Below are 16528 nucleotides of genomic sequence, written 5' to 3' on the forward strand. Positions count from 1 at the left end.
CCCGGCGGCTGCCTTACCCAGGGTCGATGCCGGTACTCCCGCTTCGGCCCAGGTGCCGCAGGATGGCAGGCAGCAGGTCGCGCGCATCGCGACCGCCGTTGCACAGGAACGATGAACTCATCCGCTGCAGGTTGTGCATGCCGATGAAGAACAGCCCCGGTTGCGGGGAAACACCGAAGTCGCCGAGCGGGTAGCCATGTGAATCCAGCGCGCCCGGTACGTCGAGCCAGGGCCATTCGGCGACGAAGCCGGTGGCCAGCACCACCGAGCGGATGCCTTCCGCCTGCAGATCCAGTTCGCGCGGGGATGCGTCCGGTTCCCAGTGCAGATAGACCTCCTCCGGAATGTGGCGGGCATCGTCGGTGCGTGGCTCGGGACGCGTGGCGTAGTACGCGCTGGCCAGCGAATCAAGATAGGCGTACTCGGCCTGCGTGGCCTCGATCGCGGTACGCAGCTGCGGGCGCACATCGGCGAAGCGGGCGACGTTTCCATCGAAGCCCTGCAACCGGCCCAGCAGCCTGATGCCCGCGCGGTGCATCGCCAGCAGGCTGATCGAGCTGCCCAGGCCACCGTTTCCCTTGCCGGAAATAAGCGGGAACTCCGCGGTGCGGGCCTTGCGCAGTGCATCCGGTTCCCCGGCAAGTACGCCCGCCGCTTCACTCACATGTTGATGGATGCGCCCGGCCATGTCCCACCAGGTCATCGAGTCCTTGCCGCGCAGCCGGCGGGTATGCGAATGCCGCTGGGCCAGTGACCAGTGCACGCTGCGACCGCTGTCGCGCAGGTCCTGGGCGATCTGCGCGCCGGACTGCCCACCCCCGATGACCAGCACGGCGCCATCGGGCAGCTGGCGGGCACTGCGGTAGTCGCCCGAGTGCAGCACGGTCAGGCCTGGCGCGGGCGCGAACGGGACCCGGGGCATCCGTGCGCGGCGGTATTCACCGGTGGCGACCACCACTGCGCGGGCATGGATCAGCCCCTGGCTGCTGTGGATGGCGTAGCCACCGGGCCCAGGCCCAACCCGATGCACCCCGCATCCCTCGTTGATCGGCAGGGAACGCTCGTGGGCATAGTCGCGGAGGTGCCGGATCACCTCCGGGGCGCCCATGAAGCCTTCCGGGTCGTCACCCGCATAGGCATGGCCGTGCAGGGCCATCGTCGCGTTGGCGGTGTTGGTCTGGAACGACTCCCAGCGCCGCTGCCAGCTGGCGCCTACGGTTTCGGCCTCCAGCACGCGATGCTCGACGCCGGCTTCCTGCAGGAGCGCGCTGAGGGACAACCCGGCCTGGCCGGCGCCGATGATGACCAGCGGCAGCCTTGCAGGCAGGGAGCCCGGCAGGCGGGGCGGGAAAGGAGAGGGGCTGTCCGGGGAAATCACCAGTGTGGGTCCATGCAAGGCCTTGATCAGGGCCATTGCGCGGGGAATGCCCCGGGCCTTCAACAGATCCGGTTCTGAAAAACGTTGCAGATCGAGGCGTCGCCTGTGGTGTCTGGCCGGGACGGCCGCAGGGTCGTCCCGGGGAGCCCGGGCCTTTGCGCGGGCAGGCCACCATGGCGGGGGAAAACCGACACTCCTAAGGCCCCCGGAGCCGGCCAGCGGCCGCTTCCGCCTGCCGCCGTCATATCCCCTGGGCCCCCCGGCCGTTAGAATGGCGGCCGCTGTCCACCGCCCGCTCCCGGAGCCCCCATGCCCGTTGAAGCCCAGCCGGTAGCCACCGTCGTCGACACGACCGGTGCGCCCGGCTATCTCTCCATTCGTGACCTGCGCAAGGAATTCGACGGTTTCGTCGCCGTCGACGACGTCAACCTGGACGTGCGCAAGGGCGAGATCTTTGCCCTGCTCGGTGGCTCCGGCAGTGGCAAATCGACCCTGCTGCGCTGCCTGGGCGGCTTCGAGACGCCCACCAAGGGCAGCATCACCCTCGATGGCCAGCGCCTGGACGCGCTGCCGCCGTACCAGCGGCCGGTCAACATGATGTTCCAGTCCTATGCGCTGTTCCCGCACATGACGGTCGAGCAGAACATTGCCTTCGGCCTGAAGCAGGATGGCCTGGGCAAGGACGCGATCAGCAAGCGCGTCGGCGAGATGCTCGACCTGGTGCAGATGGGCCACCTGGGCAAGCGCAAGCCACACCAGCTGTCCGGCGGCCAGCAGCAGCGCGTGGCGCTGGCGCGGTCGCTGGCCAAGGGGCCGAAGCTGCTGCTGCTGGACGAGCCGATGGGCGCGCTGGACAAGAAGCTGCGCTCGCAGATGCAGCTGGAACTGGTCAGCATCATCGAATCGTCGGGCGTGACCTGCGTGATGGTCACCCACGACCAGGAAGAAGCGATGACCATGGCCACCCGCATCGCGGTGATGGATGCCGGCTGGATCCAGCAGGTCGGCAAGCCGGACGAGGTCTACGAGCAGCCGGCCAACCGCTTCGTCGCCGAGTTCATCGGTTCGGTCAACCTGTTCGACGGGGTGATCGACGAGGACCTGCCGGAGTACGTGACCGTACGCTCGCCGCTGTTCCCGGCGCCGATCTACATCGCCCATGGCATCACCGGCTATGAAGGGCAGCCGGTCGCGTTCGCGCTGCGCCCGGAGAAGGTGATGATCGGCAAGGACGAACCGGAAGGGCACACCAACAAGGCCCAGGGCGTGATCGAGGACATCGCCTACTTCGGCAGCCATTCGGTCTACCACGTGCGCCTGCCCAGCGGCGCCAAGGTACTGGCCAACTTCGCCAATTCGCAGCGCTGGGCCAGTGATGGCCTCACCTGGGGCGACGAGGTGTGGGTGCACTGGCGCGACAACGACGGCGTGGTGCTCACCTCATGAGCACCGCCGGCCTGAAGCGCTGGCTGCCGGGGCTGCGTGCCACGGTGATCGGCATTCCGTACCTGTGGCTGCTGCTGTTCTTCGCAGTGCCGTTCCTGATCGTGCTGATGATCAGCTTCTCGCTCAGCCGGGTCGGCTCGCCGCCGTACACCTGGCTGCTGCAGTACGCCGACGGCGGTTTCTCGCTGAAGCTGAACCTGGAAAACTACCTGGCGCTGTTCCGCGATTCGATCTATGCGCAGGCGTTCCTGAGCTCGATCAGGATCGCGGCGATCTCGACCTTCCTGACGCTGCTGATCGGCTATCCGATGGCCTATGCCATCGCGCGCCTGTCGCCCGCCGCGCGCAACGTGGCGATGATGCTGGTGGTGCTGCCGTCGTGGACCTCGTTCCTGATCCGCGTGTATGCGTGGAAGGCGATCCTGGACCGCAATGGCCTGCTCGACCAGTTCCTGCAGTTCACCGGCCTGCAGACGCTGATGACGTCGATGGGCCTGCCGAAACTGCAGCTGATCGACACCCCGACCGCCGCCTACATCGGCATCGTCTACTGCTATCTGCCGTTCATGGTGCTGCCGCTGTACGCTAATCTGGTCAAGCATGACCACCGCCTGCTGGAGGCGGCCTACGACCTCGGTGCCAAGCCGTGGCAGGCGTTCCTGCGCATCACCCTGCCGTTGTCCAAAGCGGGCATCATCGCCGGCTGCATGCTGGTGATGATTCCGGCGATCGGTGAATTCGTGATCCCGGAAATGCTGGGTGGCTCGGAAACGCTGATGGTGGGCCGCCAGCTGTGGAACGAGTTCTTCAACAACCGCAACTGGCCGGGCGCCTCGGCGATGGCGGTGGCGATGATCCTGTTGCTGCTGGTGCCGATCCTGCTGTTCAACCGTTCCCAGCAGCGCCTGCTGGAAGGGAAGCAGGCATGAGCCCGCGTAGCGCAAAGGGCCTGGGGCTGGGCGTGCTGCTGCTCGGCTTCGCCTTCCTGTACCTGCCGATCCTGCTGTTGATGTTCTATTCGTTCAACAGCTCGCGGCTGGCGATGGTCTGGGCCGGGTTCTCCACCCGTGCCTACAGCGACCTGTTCGCCGACCGCGCGCTGATGGATGCGATGTGGACCAGCCTGGTGGTGGCGTTCTGGACCGCCTGTACCGCCACCGTGCTGGGCACGCTGGCGGCGATGGTGATGACGCGCTTCAAGCGCTTCCGTGGCAAGCCGCTGTTCGGCGCGCTGGTGACCGCACCGCTGGTGATGCCGGATGTGATCCTGGGCTTCTCGCTGATGGCGCTGCTGGCCTCGATGGGCGCGATTCCCGGCTTCCCGGCACGCGGCCTGGCCACCATCTGGATCGCCCACGTCACCTTCACCCTGTGCTTCGTCACCGTGGTGGTGTCCTCGCGGCTGCAGGAAATGGACCTGTCGCTGGAAGAAGCGGCGATGGATCTGGGCGCCAGCCGGCTGACCGTGTTCGGCCGCATCACCCTGCCGATCATCGCGCCGGCGCTGGTGGCGGGCTGGCTGCTGGCGTTCACCCTGTCGCTGGATGACGTGGTGGTGGCCAGCTTTGTCGCCACGCCGGGCTCGACCACGCTGCCGATGAAGGTGTTCGCCTCGGTGCGCATGGGCATCAGCCCGAAGATCAACGCGTTGGCCACGCTGCTGGTGTCGGCGGTGTCGATCGCCGCGGTGATCGGCTGGTACATCAACGCCCGCGCCGAGAAGCGGCGCCAGCGCGACCTGCAGCTGGCGCGGCAGGACAACGGCTGAGCACACGGTCTGCCGACAACGCCGGCAACACCCGGCTCACAGCCGGCGGCGCACAATGGGGGTCTTCCAGATGGAGATCCCCCATGACCGTCGAGATCGTCGACCCGGCCACCGGACAGGTGACCTACCGCCATGAACTGATGGGCGCAGCCGACATCGAGCAGCGCCTGCAGGCCGCTGCCGATGCATTTCCGGGCTGGGCAGATCGCTCGCTGCAGGACCGCGGCGCCATCCTTCGCCAGATCGCCGCGCAGCTGCGCACGCGGCGCGACGACCTGCAGCAGGCGATGACCCACGAGATGGGCAAGCTCAAGGCCGAGGCGCTGGCCGAGGTCGACAAGTGCGCTGCCGCCTGCGAGTACTATGCCGATCACGCGGCCGACTATCTCAAGCCGCAGCTGATCGATACCGAAGCCCAGCGCAGCTACGTGCGCTACGAGCCGATCGGCTGCGTGTTCGCGGTGATGCCGTGGAATTTCCCGATCTGGCAGGTGTTCCGTTTCCTCGCCCCGGCGTTCATGGCTGGCAACGTCGCCCTGCTCAAGCACGCCAGCAACGTGCCGCAGTGCGCCGACCTGATCCTGGCGGTGTGCCGTGACGGCGGCCTGCCTGATGGCGTGTTCGACGTGCTGCACATCGACAACGACCAGGCCGCCGGCGTGCTGCGCGACGCACGGGTGAAGGCGGTGACGCTGACCGGCAGCGAGCGGGCAGGGCGCTCGATCGCCTCCAATGCCGGCAGCCAGCTGAAGAAGTCGGTGATGGAGCTGGGTGGCAGCGATGCCTTCGTGGTGCTCGACGATGCCGACCTCGACAAGACCGTGGCCGCGGCAGTGAAGTCGCGCTTCGACAACAGCGGGCAGACCTGCATCGCGGCCAAGCGCTTCATCGTGGTCGAGGCGGTGGCCGATGAATTCACCCGTCGCTTTGTGCAGGCGGCGGGCGAGCGCCAGTACGGCGATCCCGATGAGCGGGGCACCACGCTGGCGCCGATGGCTCGCGCCGACCTGCGTGACGAACTGCACAAGCAGGTGCAGGCCAGCGTGGCCAAGGGCGCGCGGGTGCTGATCGGTGGTGAGCCGATTGCCGGCACCCATGCCGGCTATCCGGCCACGGTGCTCGACCAGGTCGGCCCGGGCATGCCGGCGTATGACGAGGAGCTGTTCGGGCCGGTGGCCGCGGTGATCCGGGTCAAGGATGAGGCCGAGGCACTGCGCGTGGCCAACGACACCCGCTTCGGCCTGGGCGGCAGCGTGTGGACCGGCGATCCGGTACGCGGCGAGCGCTTCGCGCAGCGCATGGAATGCGGTGCGGCGTTCGTCAACGCCATCGTCAAGAGCGACGCGCGGCTGCCGTTCGGTGGCAGCAAGCAGTCCGGTTTCGGTCGGGAGCTGGCCGACCATGGCATCCATGAGTTCATGAACATCAAGACCGTCTACGTGGCTTGATCCCGAACGGTAGTGCCGGCCGTTGGCCGGCATTGCCGGGTTGCCGGCCAGCGGCCGGCACTACCAGAAGCGGGGCATGTGCCACGACCAACGGTCGTGGCCTACCGGATTGCAGGGTATCGACGCCCCCCGTGCATGGTGGGTATCGACGCCCACGTGCATGGTGGGTATCGACCGTTGGTCGATACGCGCTACAACCACTTCGCGCGCTTGAACAACCGGTACAGCCCGACGCACACACCGCCCACGCCAACGATCATCAGCGGGTACGACCAGGGTTCGCTCAGCTCCGGCATGTGACTGAAGTTCATGCCGTACCAGCTGGTGATCAGCGTCGGCGCGGCGAGCAGCGCAGCCCAGGCGCCCAGCCGCTTGACCGTCTCGCCCTGCGCCAGTGTCACCAGCGAAAGGTTCACGCTCAGCGCGGTGCCCAGCATCTCGCGCAGGGTGTCGATCACATCGCTGATGCGCACCGCATGGTCATGCACGTCACGCACGTACAGCTTCACTTCGTCGGGGATCAGTTCGCCCTGGTAGCGGCGCAGCTGCGCCAGCACGTCCTGCAACGGCGCCACCGCCATCCGCATCTTGTTCAGTTCGCGCTTGAGCTCGTACAGCCGCACCACCGTGCTGCGCTTGTAGGTGTCGGCGAAGATGTCCTTTTCCAGCAGGTCCAGGGTGTCGCGGAAGCGGTGCACGATCGGCAGGTAGTTGTCGACCACGAAGTCGGTCACCGCGTACAGGCAGTACGACGGACCCATCTTCAGCAGCTGCGGCTCGCGCTCGACGCGTGCGCGCACCGGCGCGTAGGACAGCGAGGCGCCGTGGCGGACCGTCACCAGGAACCGCGGGCCGAGGAAGGCATGGGTTTCGCCATACTGGATGCGTTCGTCGACCATCTGCGCGGTGGTCACCACCACGAACAACGAGTTGCCATAGGTCTCGACCTTGGGCCGTTGGTGCGCATTGCGCGCATCCTCGATGGCCAGGTCGTGCAGGCAGAATTCTTCCTGCAGTTTCAGCAGCACGTCTTCGTTGGGGTCGTACAGGCCGACCCAGACGAAGCCGTTGCCGCTGGCAATGACATCGCTGATGGCATCCAGGCTGATGTCGTGGCGCTTGCCCTCGTCATCGTAGTGGACGCAGTTGATGACGCAGGTAGGGTTGGCCGAAGCGGGGGCGGAAGCGGAGGCGGGCAATGACATGCCCGCCATCGTGCGTCAGGGCCGTGTTTCGGACAAGTGAGGACGACGCGCCAGCACCCACGCCAGTGCCACGTGCACCGGCAGCAGCAGCACGATCCACTGCACGTTGTACTGCGCCTGCAGGCTCAGCCAGTGCAGCACCAGCGCGGCCATCGCCTGTACCGCCAGCAGCCACAGCACGATCCTGAACATGCGTCCCGGCACGCGCCGGCGCAGCAGTGCGATCGCGCCCGGCAGCAGCAGCACGGCCAGTGGCGAAAGCAGCAGCAGGTTGCGGTTGGCCCATGCGGCGTAGTGGATGCTGAAGCCCCACAGGAACACCAGCACGCCACCGAACAGGGCGCACAGCAGCCAGAACGGCACGGCCAGCCCGGCCAGCAGGCGCGGGCGGTTGCGCAGCGCCAGCACGCCAGCGGCGATCACCAGGCCACACAGCAGCCACGGCCACCAGCGGCGTGCGAACTCCTTCGGCTCCGGATCGATGCGGTGCGGCAACAGTTCCTGTTCGGACTGCACCAGCGGCCGGCCATCGCTGTTGCGTGCCTGGCGCAGGGCATCGGCCAGGCGCATCGGGACGAACGCTTCCTGCCAGCGCGACAGCGGCTGGTCGGCGAACGGTCCGAGGCCCACATCGAAGCCCAGCCACATCCATGGTGCCGGCGAGGCCAGACGGACCGATTCACTGCGATAGGTGTTGCCACGCGAGCGCCCCGACAGCTGCGACTGCAGGCCGCCGCCGAGCGCCTTGTCCAGCGTGTCGCGCACCATCGTCGCGCAGTTGGCGGTGTAGTAATCGTAGTGGTAACGCGCGTTTTCCGGCTTGGCCCGCTCGGCCAGGCCGGCGGCCAGCGAGCGCGCCTGGTCCGGGCGCAGGTCCAGCCATTGCACGCTGGCGCCACGGCCGGTCTCGTCGTAGTACGACAGGTCCTGCTGCAGCGGCAGCGCCACCAGGTAGTACATCATGTCGCCGCGCGCGAAGCGGCTGACGAAATCGTCCTCGGACGGATCGAAGTAGCCGAAGTTGTACGAGGTCGCTTCACCGCTGAGCGGATCGACCACCACGATGGCGTCATGGCCGAAGCGTTCGAAGAACACCGTGCCCGGCTGCATGGTCACCACGCCGATGCGCGGAGCAGGGGCTTCAGCGCTGGCCGCGGGCACGGCAGGTGTGGCCGGCGCCGGCTGCGCGAAGGCGGCCAGCGGCAGGGCCATGGCCAGCACGTAGAGTGCCAGCCACACCATGAGGATCAGGCCGCGGCGCTTCAAGCGTCGTCCTGCGCGTCCGGCGGCAGCACGGTCACGTGGAAGGCCTGTACCCGGCGCGCATCGGCGCGGGCCACGCGGAACATGAAGCGGTCCAGCGCCAGCTCGTCACCGACTTCCGGCAGGTGGCCCACGGCCTCGGTGACCAGGCCGCCGATGGTGTCGTAGTCCTCGTCGGAGAACGTCGCGCCGAAACGCTCGTTGAAGTCGCCGATCGGGGTCAGCGCGTCGACCACGTACTGGCCGTCGGACTGGATCGCGATCTGCGCCGAGGGATCCTCGGCCTCGTCATGCTCATCGTCGATCTCGCCGACGATCTGTTCCAGCACGTCCTCGATGGTGACCAGGCCGGCGACACCGCCGTACTCGTCCACCACGATGGCCATGTGGTTGCGCGACAGGCGGAATTCCTTCAGCAGCACGTTGAGCTTCTTCGCTTCCGGGATCAGGACCGCCGGGCGCAGCAGCTCGCGCACGTTGGCCGGACCGTTGTCGGCGACCACGCCGCGCAGCAGGTCCTTGGCCAGCAGGATGCCAAGGATGTCGTCCTTGTTCTCGCCGTGCACCGGGAAGCGTGAATGGCCGGATTCGACCACCTGCTTCATCAGTTCCAGGAAGGGCGCTTCAACTGGCAGCGAGACCATCTGCGAGCGCGAGATCATCACGTCGCCCACGGTCAGCTCGGCCACCGAAATGGCGCCTTCCATCATCTTCAGGGTATCGGCGGCGATCAGACCCTCTTCCTGCGCGGTGTGCAGGACAGCGACCAGCTCGTCGCGGGTATGGGGTTCGCCGGAGAAGGCGGAGGTCAGGCGTTCAAGCCAGCCGCGCTTCTTTTCACTGTGCTCCGCAGGGGAGCTACTACTGTCGTCTTCTGACATCTCTGGAAAAAAGGCACCCGGCAGGCCGGGCGTTGACCCAAGTCTAGCAGGATGTGACGGCCTGTCAGTGACTGCCGGTGACCGGGGCTGGGGCGGCCGCGGCCGGCTTCTCTTCGGGCAGGTCCAGGCTGTAGGTGCAGCCGGCCAGGGTCTTGCCCGGGTGGGAGGCCACGGTGGAGACGCTGAGGATGATCGACTCGATCTGGGCCTCGCCGGTCTTCGGGTCGGTCACGTCGCGGCTGACCAGCTCGCGGCCGGCCATGAACTTGCCGTCCTGGTCGTAGCCGGTCTCCAATTCCAGCCGTTTGGCCAGCGGGCGTGGGTCGGCCTGGTCGAGGACGGCCATGACGCTGGCGCCGGCCACCGCCACCCGATCGGTCTGTTGGCCGAAGACGGTGATCGGGCTGGCCAGCCGGAACTCGCTCATGAACTGGTTGCCCTGCGGCAGCGGCTGCAGGCCCTGGGCCACGGCCTTCAGCGGATCGGCCAGCAGCGGCGCCAGCGCGGCCTGCTCGGCCACGCCTTGGCGGCATTCGATGAGGGCCGGCAGGTCCAGGCGGGTGGCGAAGGCGGAGGGAGCGGCGAGGGCACAGAGCAGGGGCAGACAGCAGCGCAGTGACACGGTCGGTTTCCGCAGGCGAGGGGCCGCCATCATAGCCCCGGCGAGCGTCGGAACAGCCCGCTGAGAAGGCGCAGGAAACCGGTCATCGCCCGCCGTACGACCATCAGTGAGAGAGTCAGCACGACCGCAAGCATGGCGACCTGCATCGATTGCCCCGCGATGCGCGCCACCGCCGGCCACAGGCCCGGGCTGGTCAGCCAGGGCATCAGTTCCGCCGCGGCTGTCCTGGCCACTTTCATGTAGATCACGGCCAGCACGAACAGCACCAGCAGCGAGGTGCGGCTGGCGTGGAAGAACGGCAGTGCATTGACCGGCCTGCCAAACCGCTGCTGCAGCAGCGTTCGCCACAGCACTGGCAGGGTCAAGGCACCGACCAGTATCAGCACCATCGACGTTTCCCACAGCCCCGGCAGGTGGGCGGGTTCCGCTCTACCTGTGAAGTGCGGGCCGAACATGCCGATCGCCAGCCCGGCCAGCAGGCACACGGGCGACAGCAGGGCCAGGCTGCGCAGCAGCCAGTGCCTGCCGCCGGGGTCGCGGGCGCTGATGCGGCGCACGGTGTGAGCGCCCAGCACCAGCAGGCCCGCGAGCAGGCCGGCGGCCATCGCAAACGTCGTGAAGCTGTTCCCTGGGTTCATCCTTTTTCCTTCCGCGTCCTGGCCGGTGTTGAACAGTAGCTCAGCGCATGGCTGGCACTCCAGCCGTGGCGCAGTCAGGGCGGACTCCAGCGCGTGGCCGCTGGGTACCAGCGCAGCCTGACCGGGTAGCCCAGTCGCGCCTGCAGGTGGTCACGCACGGCCGCCGCCGTCGCGCGGTTGGCTGGGGTATCCCGCAGCTCCACCTCCAGCTCCCCGGTCTTGACATCCAGGCCATGGCCGAACAGGTCGGGCAGCTGGGCCCGCAGCCAGTCCTGCTGTGCGTGCAGGCGGCGCGTCATCTCCGCTTCGGTCATCGCGGCGCCGGTGATGTAGCGCACACGTTGCGGGCCATCCGCCCCTGGATGTGTCTCATCGGCCTCGGGTGCGGCGCCTGTCAGTCGCACGACAACGTTCCAGCCCCTCGCATTGTCCACCCAGATGCCGGCCAGACGTGCCGCGTGCCGCGCTTCCAGGCGCTCGATCAGTGCCCGTTGCTGGGCAGTGGCGACGATGTTGCGGGTGTCGCGCTCGCTGCTGCCGAAGAACGCCCGTAGTTCGGCGATCTTTGCGGCGATGTCGGCCTCGCTGTCGCTGGCGGGGAACGGTGAGGGACGGTCAGGATCGGGCATCAGGCCTGCCCCGGACTGCAGTAGCGCGGCAAGCACAAGTGCGGGCAGGGTCATGCTGCGCTCCTCTTCCGTGAGTGCGTGGGCTCGGAACAGGGCCCGGTGTCAGCGCTCGCCCGCGTAGGGGTCGTCGATGCCCAGCTCGGCCAGGATCTCCCGTTCCAGCTGTTCCATCGCTTCGGCTTCCTTGTCGTCCTCGTGGTCCCAGCCGAGCAGGTGCAGCACGCCGTGCACGGTCAGGTGCGCGTAGTGGGCGTTGAGCGCCTTGCCCTGTTCGTCGGCCTCCCGCGCTACGACAGGTGCACAGATCACCAGATCGCCGAGCAGCGGGAACTTGACGCCCTTGGGCAGGCCTTCGGGCACTTCGGCCGGGAAGCTGAGCACGTTGGTGGCGTAGTCCTTGCCACGGTAGTGGCGGTTCAACGACTGGCCTTCCTTGGCGTCGACCACGCGGATGGCCAGGTCGGCCTCGCGGATGCGGCCCTTCAGCGCGGCAGCCACCCACTTGCGGAAGCTCACTGCCGCCGGCAGGCCGGCACGCGGCAGGGCGTAACTGACGGCGACGTCCAGTCGCACGGGACCACGGGTCATGGAGTTGCTCCAGGTTGGATCTGATGCAGGTCGCGGCGGTCGTAGGCGCTGACGATACGCGCCACCAGCGGGTGGCGGACCACGTCGCGGGATTCGAAGAAGGTGAAGCTGACACCCTCCACGTCGCGCAGCACATCGATGGCGTCGCGCAGGCCCGACTTCACGTGCTTGGGCAGGTCGGTCTGGGTCAGGTCACCGGTGACCACCGCGGTGGAGCCGTAGCCGAGGCGGGTCAGGAACATCTTCATCTGCTCGATGGTGGTGTTCTGTGCTTCGTCCAGGATCACGAACGCATCGTTGAGCGTGCGGCCGCGCATGTAGGCCAGCGGCGCGATCTCGATGACGTTCCTTTCCAGCAGCTTGACCACCTTTTCCACGCCCATCATCTCGTACAGGGCGTCGTACAGCGGTCGCAGATAGGGATCGACCTTCTGGCTCAGGTCGCCGGGCAGGAAGCCCAGCTTCTCGCCGGCTTCCACCGCGGGACGGACCAGGATCAGCCGCTGCACCCGCGATTCGTTCAGCGCTTCGACTGCGCTGGCCACGGCCAGGAAGGTCTTGCCGGTGCCGGCCGGCCCGATGCCGAAGTTGATGTCGTGGGTTGCGATCTGGTGCAGGTAGCGGGCCTGGTTGGCACCGCGCCCGCGTACCGTGCCGCGCTTGACCTTGATCGCCACCTCCTGCGCTTCGTAGGAGCGTTCGGCGATCTGCTCGACATTGGCCTGCGCCAGGCGCAGGTGGATGGCGTGGTTGTCGAAGGTGGTTTCGCCGGCTTCGGCGTACAGCGCTTCAACCAGCTTCTGCGCCTCGACGATGGCTTCCTTCGGCCCGCTGATGCGGAACACGAAGCCACGGTTGGCGATTTCCACGCCGAGTTTCAGTTCGATCTGCCGCAGGTGCCCGTCGAACGGGCCACACAGGTTGGCCAGCCGTTCGTTGTCTTCCGGCGACAGGGTGAAGTCTCGATGCTCGATGCTTTTCATTGCTTCGGGTGGGGCGGACGCCTTCCACCGCAGTGTATTCAGGGGAGACAAGGGTAGCGCGCGTGCGGGGCACACGGCCAGCAGACGGTCGATACAGCGTTTTCCACACCCGGTGTGGACGGGGGGCGCGAAAACCTGTGGATAGACCTTCGCAATGCTTGTGCCACAAGGCCCATGAGGTCCTGGTGAAAAAAACGTCATGGTCGCTCGTCGCTTCGGCAGCACTGCCGCGGGGGCCTGCACGGGGGCATTCATCGTGACGACAGTGCAGGTTTCGTTGCCGGGCGAGCAACAAAGCTGGGCGCTGGCGGATTTCCACAACGGTTGTGGAATGATGCCGAATCAACCTGTGGATAGGTGGTGCGGAGCCTTGCAGCAAAAGGCGTGCCGGCGCGTGGCGAAAAAACCGCCAGGGCTGATCGGAATCATTGAGGGTGCACGGGGCACATGGCACCGTGTCGCCGTCGCAGGAGGGGATGGCATGGGCATCGGCAACGGGATGCGAGGAATCGGACTGGCGGGCATCGGCCTGCTGGCCGGGTGTGTGCAGTCAACACCGACTGCACTGGGCACGCTGGAGTGGGACCGGATCACGGTGCCGGCGCCGGCGGCCGAAGTGATCGCCACGGTGGAGGTGCGCGAGGGACAGCAGGTCAAGGCCGGCGCCGTGCTGATGCAGCTCGACCCGGCCCGCGGCGACGCGCAGTTCGCCGCAGCGCAGGCTGATACGGCGCGTGCGCAGGCGCAGCTGGAAGAACTGAAGATCGGCCCACGCCAGGAGCAGATCGCGCAGGCCCAGGCGCAACTGGCCGCGCTGCGCGCACAGGCTGCCGAAGCAAGTGCCTATTACCGGCGGGTCCAGCCGTTGGCACAGCAGCGCTTGATTGCCGCCGCTGAGCTGGATCGTGCACGTGCCGCCGCCGGCAATGCCGAGGCCAGCGTGCGTGCTGCCGAGCAGGCCTGGCTGGAGCGGGTGCACGGCAGCCGTGTGCAGGATATCGCCCAGGGCCAGGCCGCCGCCGATGCCGCGCAGGCGCAACAGGCAGTGCAGGCCGTGAACCTGCAGAAGCTGCAATTGCGTGCGCCGCGCGACGGCGTGGTCGATGCCTTGCCTTACCGGCAGGGCGACCAGGCACCGGTCGGCGCGCCGCTGGCGGTGATGCTGGTCGGCGAGCGCCCCTATGCGCGCGTCTACCTGCCGCAGCCATTGCGGTTGCAGGTCAAGGTCGGGCAGGTCGCGCAGGTGCACCTGGAAGGGCAAGGCACTGCGTTGAAGGGGCATGTGCGCTCGATCCGCAGCGAGCCTTCATTTACTCCGTACTACGCACTGACCGGTGACGACGTCGCGCGCCTGAGCTACCTCGCCGAGATCGAAGTGGACGCTCCCTCCGACATGCAGAAGCTGCCGGCGGGAATGCCGGTGCAGGTGAGCTTCTGAACACCGGCAACGACATCGCGGTGCATGCCCAGGGCCTGACCCGCCGCTTCGGCGATCTGCTGGCCGTGGACAATGTCGACCTGACCGTGCCGCGTGGCCAGGTCTATGGCTTCCTGGGCCCGAACGGGTCGGGCAAGTCGACCACCATCCGCATGCTGTGCGGCCTGCTGGAACCGAGTGCCGGCCAGATCGAGGTGCTCGGCCTGGCCGTGCCGGAGCAGGCCGAGGCACTGCGCCGGCGCATCGGCTACATGACCCAGCGCTTCTCGTTGTATGAAGACCTTTCGGTGCGCGAGAACCTGGAATTCCTCGCCGCCATCCAGGACCTGCCGCGTACGCAGGCCCGGCAGCGGGTCGACGAACTGCTGCAGCAGTACCGTCTCCTGGACCGGCAGCCGCAGCTGGCCGGCACCCTCAGTGGTGGCCAGAAGCAGCGCCTGGCGCTGGCCGGCGCCGTCGTGCACGCGCCCGAGCTGTTGTTCCTGGACGAGCCGACCAGCGCGGTCGACCCGGAGTCACGCCGCGATTTCTGGGAGGCCCTGTTTGAACTTGCCGACGCCGGTACCACCGTGCTGGTATCGACCCACTACATGGACGAAGCCGAGCGCTGCCACCGGCTGGCGATCCTCGATCGAGGCGCGCTGGTGGCCGATGGCACGCCGGCCGAACTGTGTGCACGGCTGGACGGCCGCACGCTGCAGGTCACGTCGGCGCAGCCGCGGCAGGCCAGCCGCGCATTGTCTGAGCTGCCCGGCGTGCTGAGCGTGGCACAGATCGGCACGCAGCTGCGCGTGCTGTGCAGCGAGGCGGCCGCCGATACGCCAGCGTTGCGGCGCGCGCTGGCCAACGCCGACCCGCAGGCCCGCATCGAGGCGGTGGCGCCGAACCTGGAAGACGTCTTCGTCGCCGCCACCCGCGGCCGTGGCCGGGAGCCAGCGGCATGAACCTGCGCCGGCTGTGGGCGATCATGCTCAAGGAATTGCGCCAGCTGCGCCGCGACCGCATCACGCTGGCGATGATCGTCGGCATTCCGGTGATGCAGCTGCTGCTGTTCGGCTACGCGATCAATCTCAACCTGCGCCACCTCGACGCAGGTGTCGCCGACCAGGCCAACAGTGCGGCGTCACGCGCGCTGGTGCAGGACATGGTCGCCACCGGCGTGATCACGCCGCGCAGCGAAGCCTATACGCCCGACCAGTTGATGCAGGCGCTGCGGCGTGGCGAGATCAGTGTCGGCATCGTGGTGCCGGCCGACTTCGAGCGCCGTCGCTTCGATGGACGCGAGGCGGTGCAGGTGCTGGTCGATGGCAGCGACACCGTGGTGCAGAGCGCGGCGATCCAGCTGGCGCAGGTGCCGCTGGAGACGCGACCGACCAGCAACACGCGGCCGCTGCGCGAAGGCAGCATCGCCGGGGGTCCAATCAGCGTGACCAGCTTCTACAACCCGCAGCGGCGTTCGGCGGTGAACATCGTGCCAGGCCTGATCGGGGTGATCCTGACCATGACCCTGGTGATGTTCACGGCGGTGGCGGTGGTGCGTGAACGCGAGCGCGGCAACATGGAGCTGCTGATCGCCACGCCGGTGTCACGCAGCGAACTGATGGTGGGCAAGGTGCTGCCCTATGCAGCCATCGGCCTGCTGCAGACCACGCTGGTGCTGGTGCTGGGCACCTGGCTGTTCCAGGTGCCGATCCGAGGCAGCCTGCTCGATATCTACCTGGCCGCGGTGCTGCTGGTGCTGGCCAACCTCGCACTGGGCTTGCTGATTTCCACGCGCGCTCGCTCGCAGTTCCAGGCGATGCAGATGACGTTGTTCCTGTTCCTGCCGTCGATCCTGCTGTCGGGCTTCATGTTCCCGTTCGCGGGCATGCCGCGGCCGGTGCAATGGCTGGCCGAAGTACTGCCGCTGACCCACTTCCTGCGCCTGGTGCGCGGCATCATGCTGCGCGGCGCCTCGCTGTGGGAGCTATGGCACGACGCACTGGCGCTGCTGGCCTTCATCGCGGTGATGATGACCCTGGCGATCCTGCGTTTCCGCAAGCGTTTGGATTGAGGCATGCCGACCAACGGTCGGCATCCACCCCGGCAGGTGCCGGCCACTGGCCGGCATCAATTCGGTGGGTGCCGACCGTTGGCCGGCATCAATTCGGTGGGTGCCGACCGTTGGCCGGCATCAATTCGGTGGGTGCCGACCGTTGGCCGGCATCAATTCGGTGGGTGCCGACCGTTGGCCGGCATCAA

16 protein-coding genes are annotated in these 16528 nt (G+C 67.4%); 7 read left to right on the forward strand and 9 right to left on the reverse strand.

Annotation, left to right across the window (positions count from 1 at the left end):
- Nucleotides 1-13 precede the first annotated feature (13 nt).
- A complete protein-coding gene (locus AC5P5X_RS13610; protein ID WP_111189464.1) occupies nt 14-1414 on the reverse strand; it encodes a flavin-containing monooxygenase in 1401 nt (466 codons plus the stop codon).
- A 273-nt stretch (nt 1415-1687) separates the two neighbouring features.
- On the opposite strand from AC5P5X_RS13610, the gene AC5P5X_RS13615 reads away from it, so the two are divergent.
- The 4 genes from AC5P5X_RS13615 (at nt 1688) to AC5P5X_RS13630 (ending at nt 6040) form a co-directional block, all read left to right on the forward strand.
- Nucleotides 1688-2824: an ABC transporter ATP-binding protein gene (locus tag AC5P5X_RS13615; RefSeq protein ID WP_032130239.1), complete on the forward strand. Its 1137-nt coding sequence runs from the start codon at nt 1688-1690 to the stop codon at nt 2822-2824.
- On the forward strand, nt 2821-3753 hold the full coding sequence (locus tag AC5P5X_RS13620; protein ID WP_005408822.1) for an ABC transporter permease subunit: 933 nt from the start codon (nt 2821-2823) through the stop codon (nt 3751-3753). Before AC5P5X_RS13615 ends, AC5P5X_RS13620 begins: the two co-directional genes overlap by 4 nt.
- Complete coding sequence (locus tag AC5P5X_RS13625; protein ID WP_005408823.1) at nt 3750-4592, forward strand: ABC transporter permease subunit; 843 nt, start codon at nt 3750-3752, stop codon at nt 4590-4592. Before AC5P5X_RS13620 ends, AC5P5X_RS13625 begins: the two co-directional genes overlap by 4 nt.
- 83 nt (nt 4593-4675) lie before the next feature.
- Nucleotides 4676-6040, forward strand: coding sequence for an NAD-dependent succinate-semialdehyde dehydrogenase (locus AC5P5X_RS13630; protein ID WP_111189465.1), 1365 nt, complete (start codon nt 4676-4678; stop codon nt 6038-6040).
- Between the two features lie 191 nt (nt 6041-6231).
- Here the strand turns inward: AC5P5X_RS13630 and AC5P5X_RS13635 are convergent, their stop codons facing one another.
- The 8 genes from AC5P5X_RS13635 to AC5P5X_RS13670 form a co-directional block, all read right to left on the reverse strand.
- The gene (locus AC5P5X_RS13635; protein WP_005408825.1) at nt 6232-7254 is read right to left on the reverse strand and encodes a magnesium and cobalt transport protein CorA; all 1023 of its coding nucleotides are present in this window, start codon (nt 7252-7254) and stop codon (nt 6232-6234) included.
- A 6-nt stretch (nt 7255-7260) separates the two neighbouring features.
- Complete coding sequence (locus AC5P5X_RS13640; protein WP_111189466.1) at nt 7261-8511, reverse strand: lipoprotein N-acyltransferase Lnb domain-containing protein; 1251 nt, start codon at nt 8509-8511, stop codon at nt 7261-7263.
- Complete coding sequence (locus AC5P5X_RS13645; protein WP_005408827.1) at nt 8508-9389, reverse strand: CorC family transporter; 882 nt, start codon at nt 9387-9389, stop codon at nt 8508-8510. The genes AC5P5X_RS13640 and AC5P5X_RS13645 overlap by 4 nt, the downstream gene beginning before the upstream one ends.
- 64 nt (nt 9390-9453) lie before the next feature.
- Complete coding sequence (locus AC5P5X_RS13650) at nt 9454-10041, reverse strand: hypothetical protein (RefSeq protein WP_171974396.1); 588 nt, start codon at nt 10039-10041, stop codon at nt 9454-9456.
- A complete protein-coding gene (locus AC5P5X_RS13655; RefSeq protein ID WP_043034380.1) occupies nt 10041-10649 on the reverse strand; it encodes a hypothetical protein in 609 nt (202 codons plus the stop codon). The genes AC5P5X_RS13650 and AC5P5X_RS13655 overlap by 1 nt, the downstream gene beginning before the upstream one ends.
- 74 nt (nt 10650-10723) lie before the next feature.
- Nucleotides 10724-11332 (reverse strand): hypothetical protein, encoded by a 609-nt coding sequence (locus AC5P5X_RS13660; protein WP_005412797.1) that lies wholly within the window; start codon nt 11330-11332, stop codon nt 10724-10726.
- 48 nt (nt 11333-11380) lie between these two features.
- Nucleotides 11381-11866, reverse strand: coding sequence for an rRNA maturation RNase YbeY (gene ybeY, locus AC5P5X_RS13665; RefSeq protein WP_005408831.1), 486 nt, complete (start codon nt 11864-11866; stop codon nt 11381-11383).
- Nucleotides 11863-12849: a PhoH family protein gene (locus AC5P5X_RS13670; protein ID WP_005408832.1), complete on the reverse strand. Its 987-nt coding sequence runs from the start codon at nt 12847-12849 to the stop codon at nt 11863-11865. The genes ybeY and AC5P5X_RS13670 overlap by 4 nt, the downstream gene beginning before the upstream one ends.
- 481 nt (nt 12850-13330) lie before the next feature.
- Between AC5P5X_RS13670 and AC5P5X_RS13675 the strand changes: the two genes are divergently transcribed.
- The 3 genes from AC5P5X_RS13675 to AC5P5X_RS13685 are packed head-to-tail and all read left to right on the forward strand — an operon-like array spanning nt 13331 to nt 16340.
- A complete protein-coding gene (locus AC5P5X_RS13675) occupies nt 13331-14287 on the forward strand; it encodes an HlyD family secretion protein (RefSeq protein ID WP_049396220.1) in 957 nt (318 codons plus the stop codon).
- Between the two features lie 20 nt (nt 14288-14307).
- A complete protein-coding gene (locus AC5P5X_RS13680; RefSeq protein WP_062607549.1) occupies nt 14308-15231 on the forward strand; it encodes an ABC transporter ATP-binding protein in 924 nt (307 codons plus the stop codon).
- Nucleotides 15228-16340, forward strand: a complete 1113-nt coding sequence (locus AC5P5X_RS13685) for an ABC transporter permease (protein ID WP_005408835.1) — start codon at nt 15228-15230, stop codon at nt 16338-16340. The genes AC5P5X_RS13680 and AC5P5X_RS13685 overlap by 4 nt, the downstream gene beginning before the upstream one ends.
- Nucleotides 16341-16528 lie beyond the last annotated feature (188 nt).

It is taken from the genome of Stenotrophomonas sp. YJH_SMC_91, from assembly GCF_059368495.1.

Coding starts and splice junctions, on each gene's coding strand:
- AC5P5X_RS13610 (WP_111189464.1), bottom strand. CDS start 1,414: ATGGCCCTGATCAAGGCCTTGCATGGACCCACACTGGTGATTTCCCCG.
- AC5P5X_RS13615 (WP_032130239.1), top strand. CDS start 1,688: ATGCCCGTTGAAGCCCAGCCGGTAGCCACCGTCGTCGACACGACCGGT.
- AC5P5X_RS13620 (WP_005408822.1), top strand. CDS start 2,821: ATGAGCACCGCCGGCCTGAAGCGCTGGCTGCCGGGGCTGCGTGCCACG.
- AC5P5X_RS13625 (WP_005408823.1), top strand. CDS start 3,750: ATGAGCCCGCGTAGCGCAAAGGGCCTGGGGCTGGGCGTGCTGCTGCTC.
- AC5P5X_RS13630 (WP_111189465.1), top strand. CDS start 4,676: ATGACCGTCGAGATCGTCGACCCGGCCACCGGACAGGTGACCTACCGC.
- AC5P5X_RS13635 (WP_005408825.1), bottom strand. CDS start 7,254: ATGGCGGGCATGTCATTGCCCGCCTCCGCTTCCGCCCCCGCTTCGGCC.
- AC5P5X_RS13645 (WP_005408827.1), bottom strand. CDS start 9,389: ATGTCAGAAGACGACAGTAGTAGCTCCCCTGCGGAGCACAGTGAAAAG.
- AC5P5X_RS13650 (WP_171974396.1), bottom strand. CDS start 10,041: ATGGCGGCCCCTCGCCTGCGGAAACCGACCGTGTCACTGCGCTGCTGT.
- AC5P5X_RS13655 (WP_043034380.1), bottom strand. CDS start 10,649: ATGAACCCAGGGAACAGCTTCACGACGTTTGCGATGGCCGCCGGCCTG.
- AC5P5X_RS13660 (WP_005412797.1), bottom strand. CDS start 11,332: ATGACCCTGCCCGCACTTGTGCTTGCCGCGCTACTGCAGTCCGGGGCA.
- ybeY (WP_005408831.1), bottom strand. CDS start 11,866: ATGACCCGTGGTCCCGTGCGACTGGACGTCGCCGTCAGTTACGCCCTG.
- AC5P5X_RS13670 (WP_005408832.1), bottom strand. CDS start 12,849: ATGAAAAGCATCGAGCATCGAGACTTCACCCTGTCGCCGGAAGACAAC.
- AC5P5X_RS13675 (WP_049396220.1), top strand. CDS start 13,331: ATGGGCATCGGCAACGGGATGCGAGGAATCGGACTGGCGGGCATCGGC.
- AC5P5X_RS13685 (WP_005408835.1), top strand. CDS start 15,228: ATGAACCTGCGCCGGCTGTGGGCGATCATGCTCAAGGAATTGCGCCAG.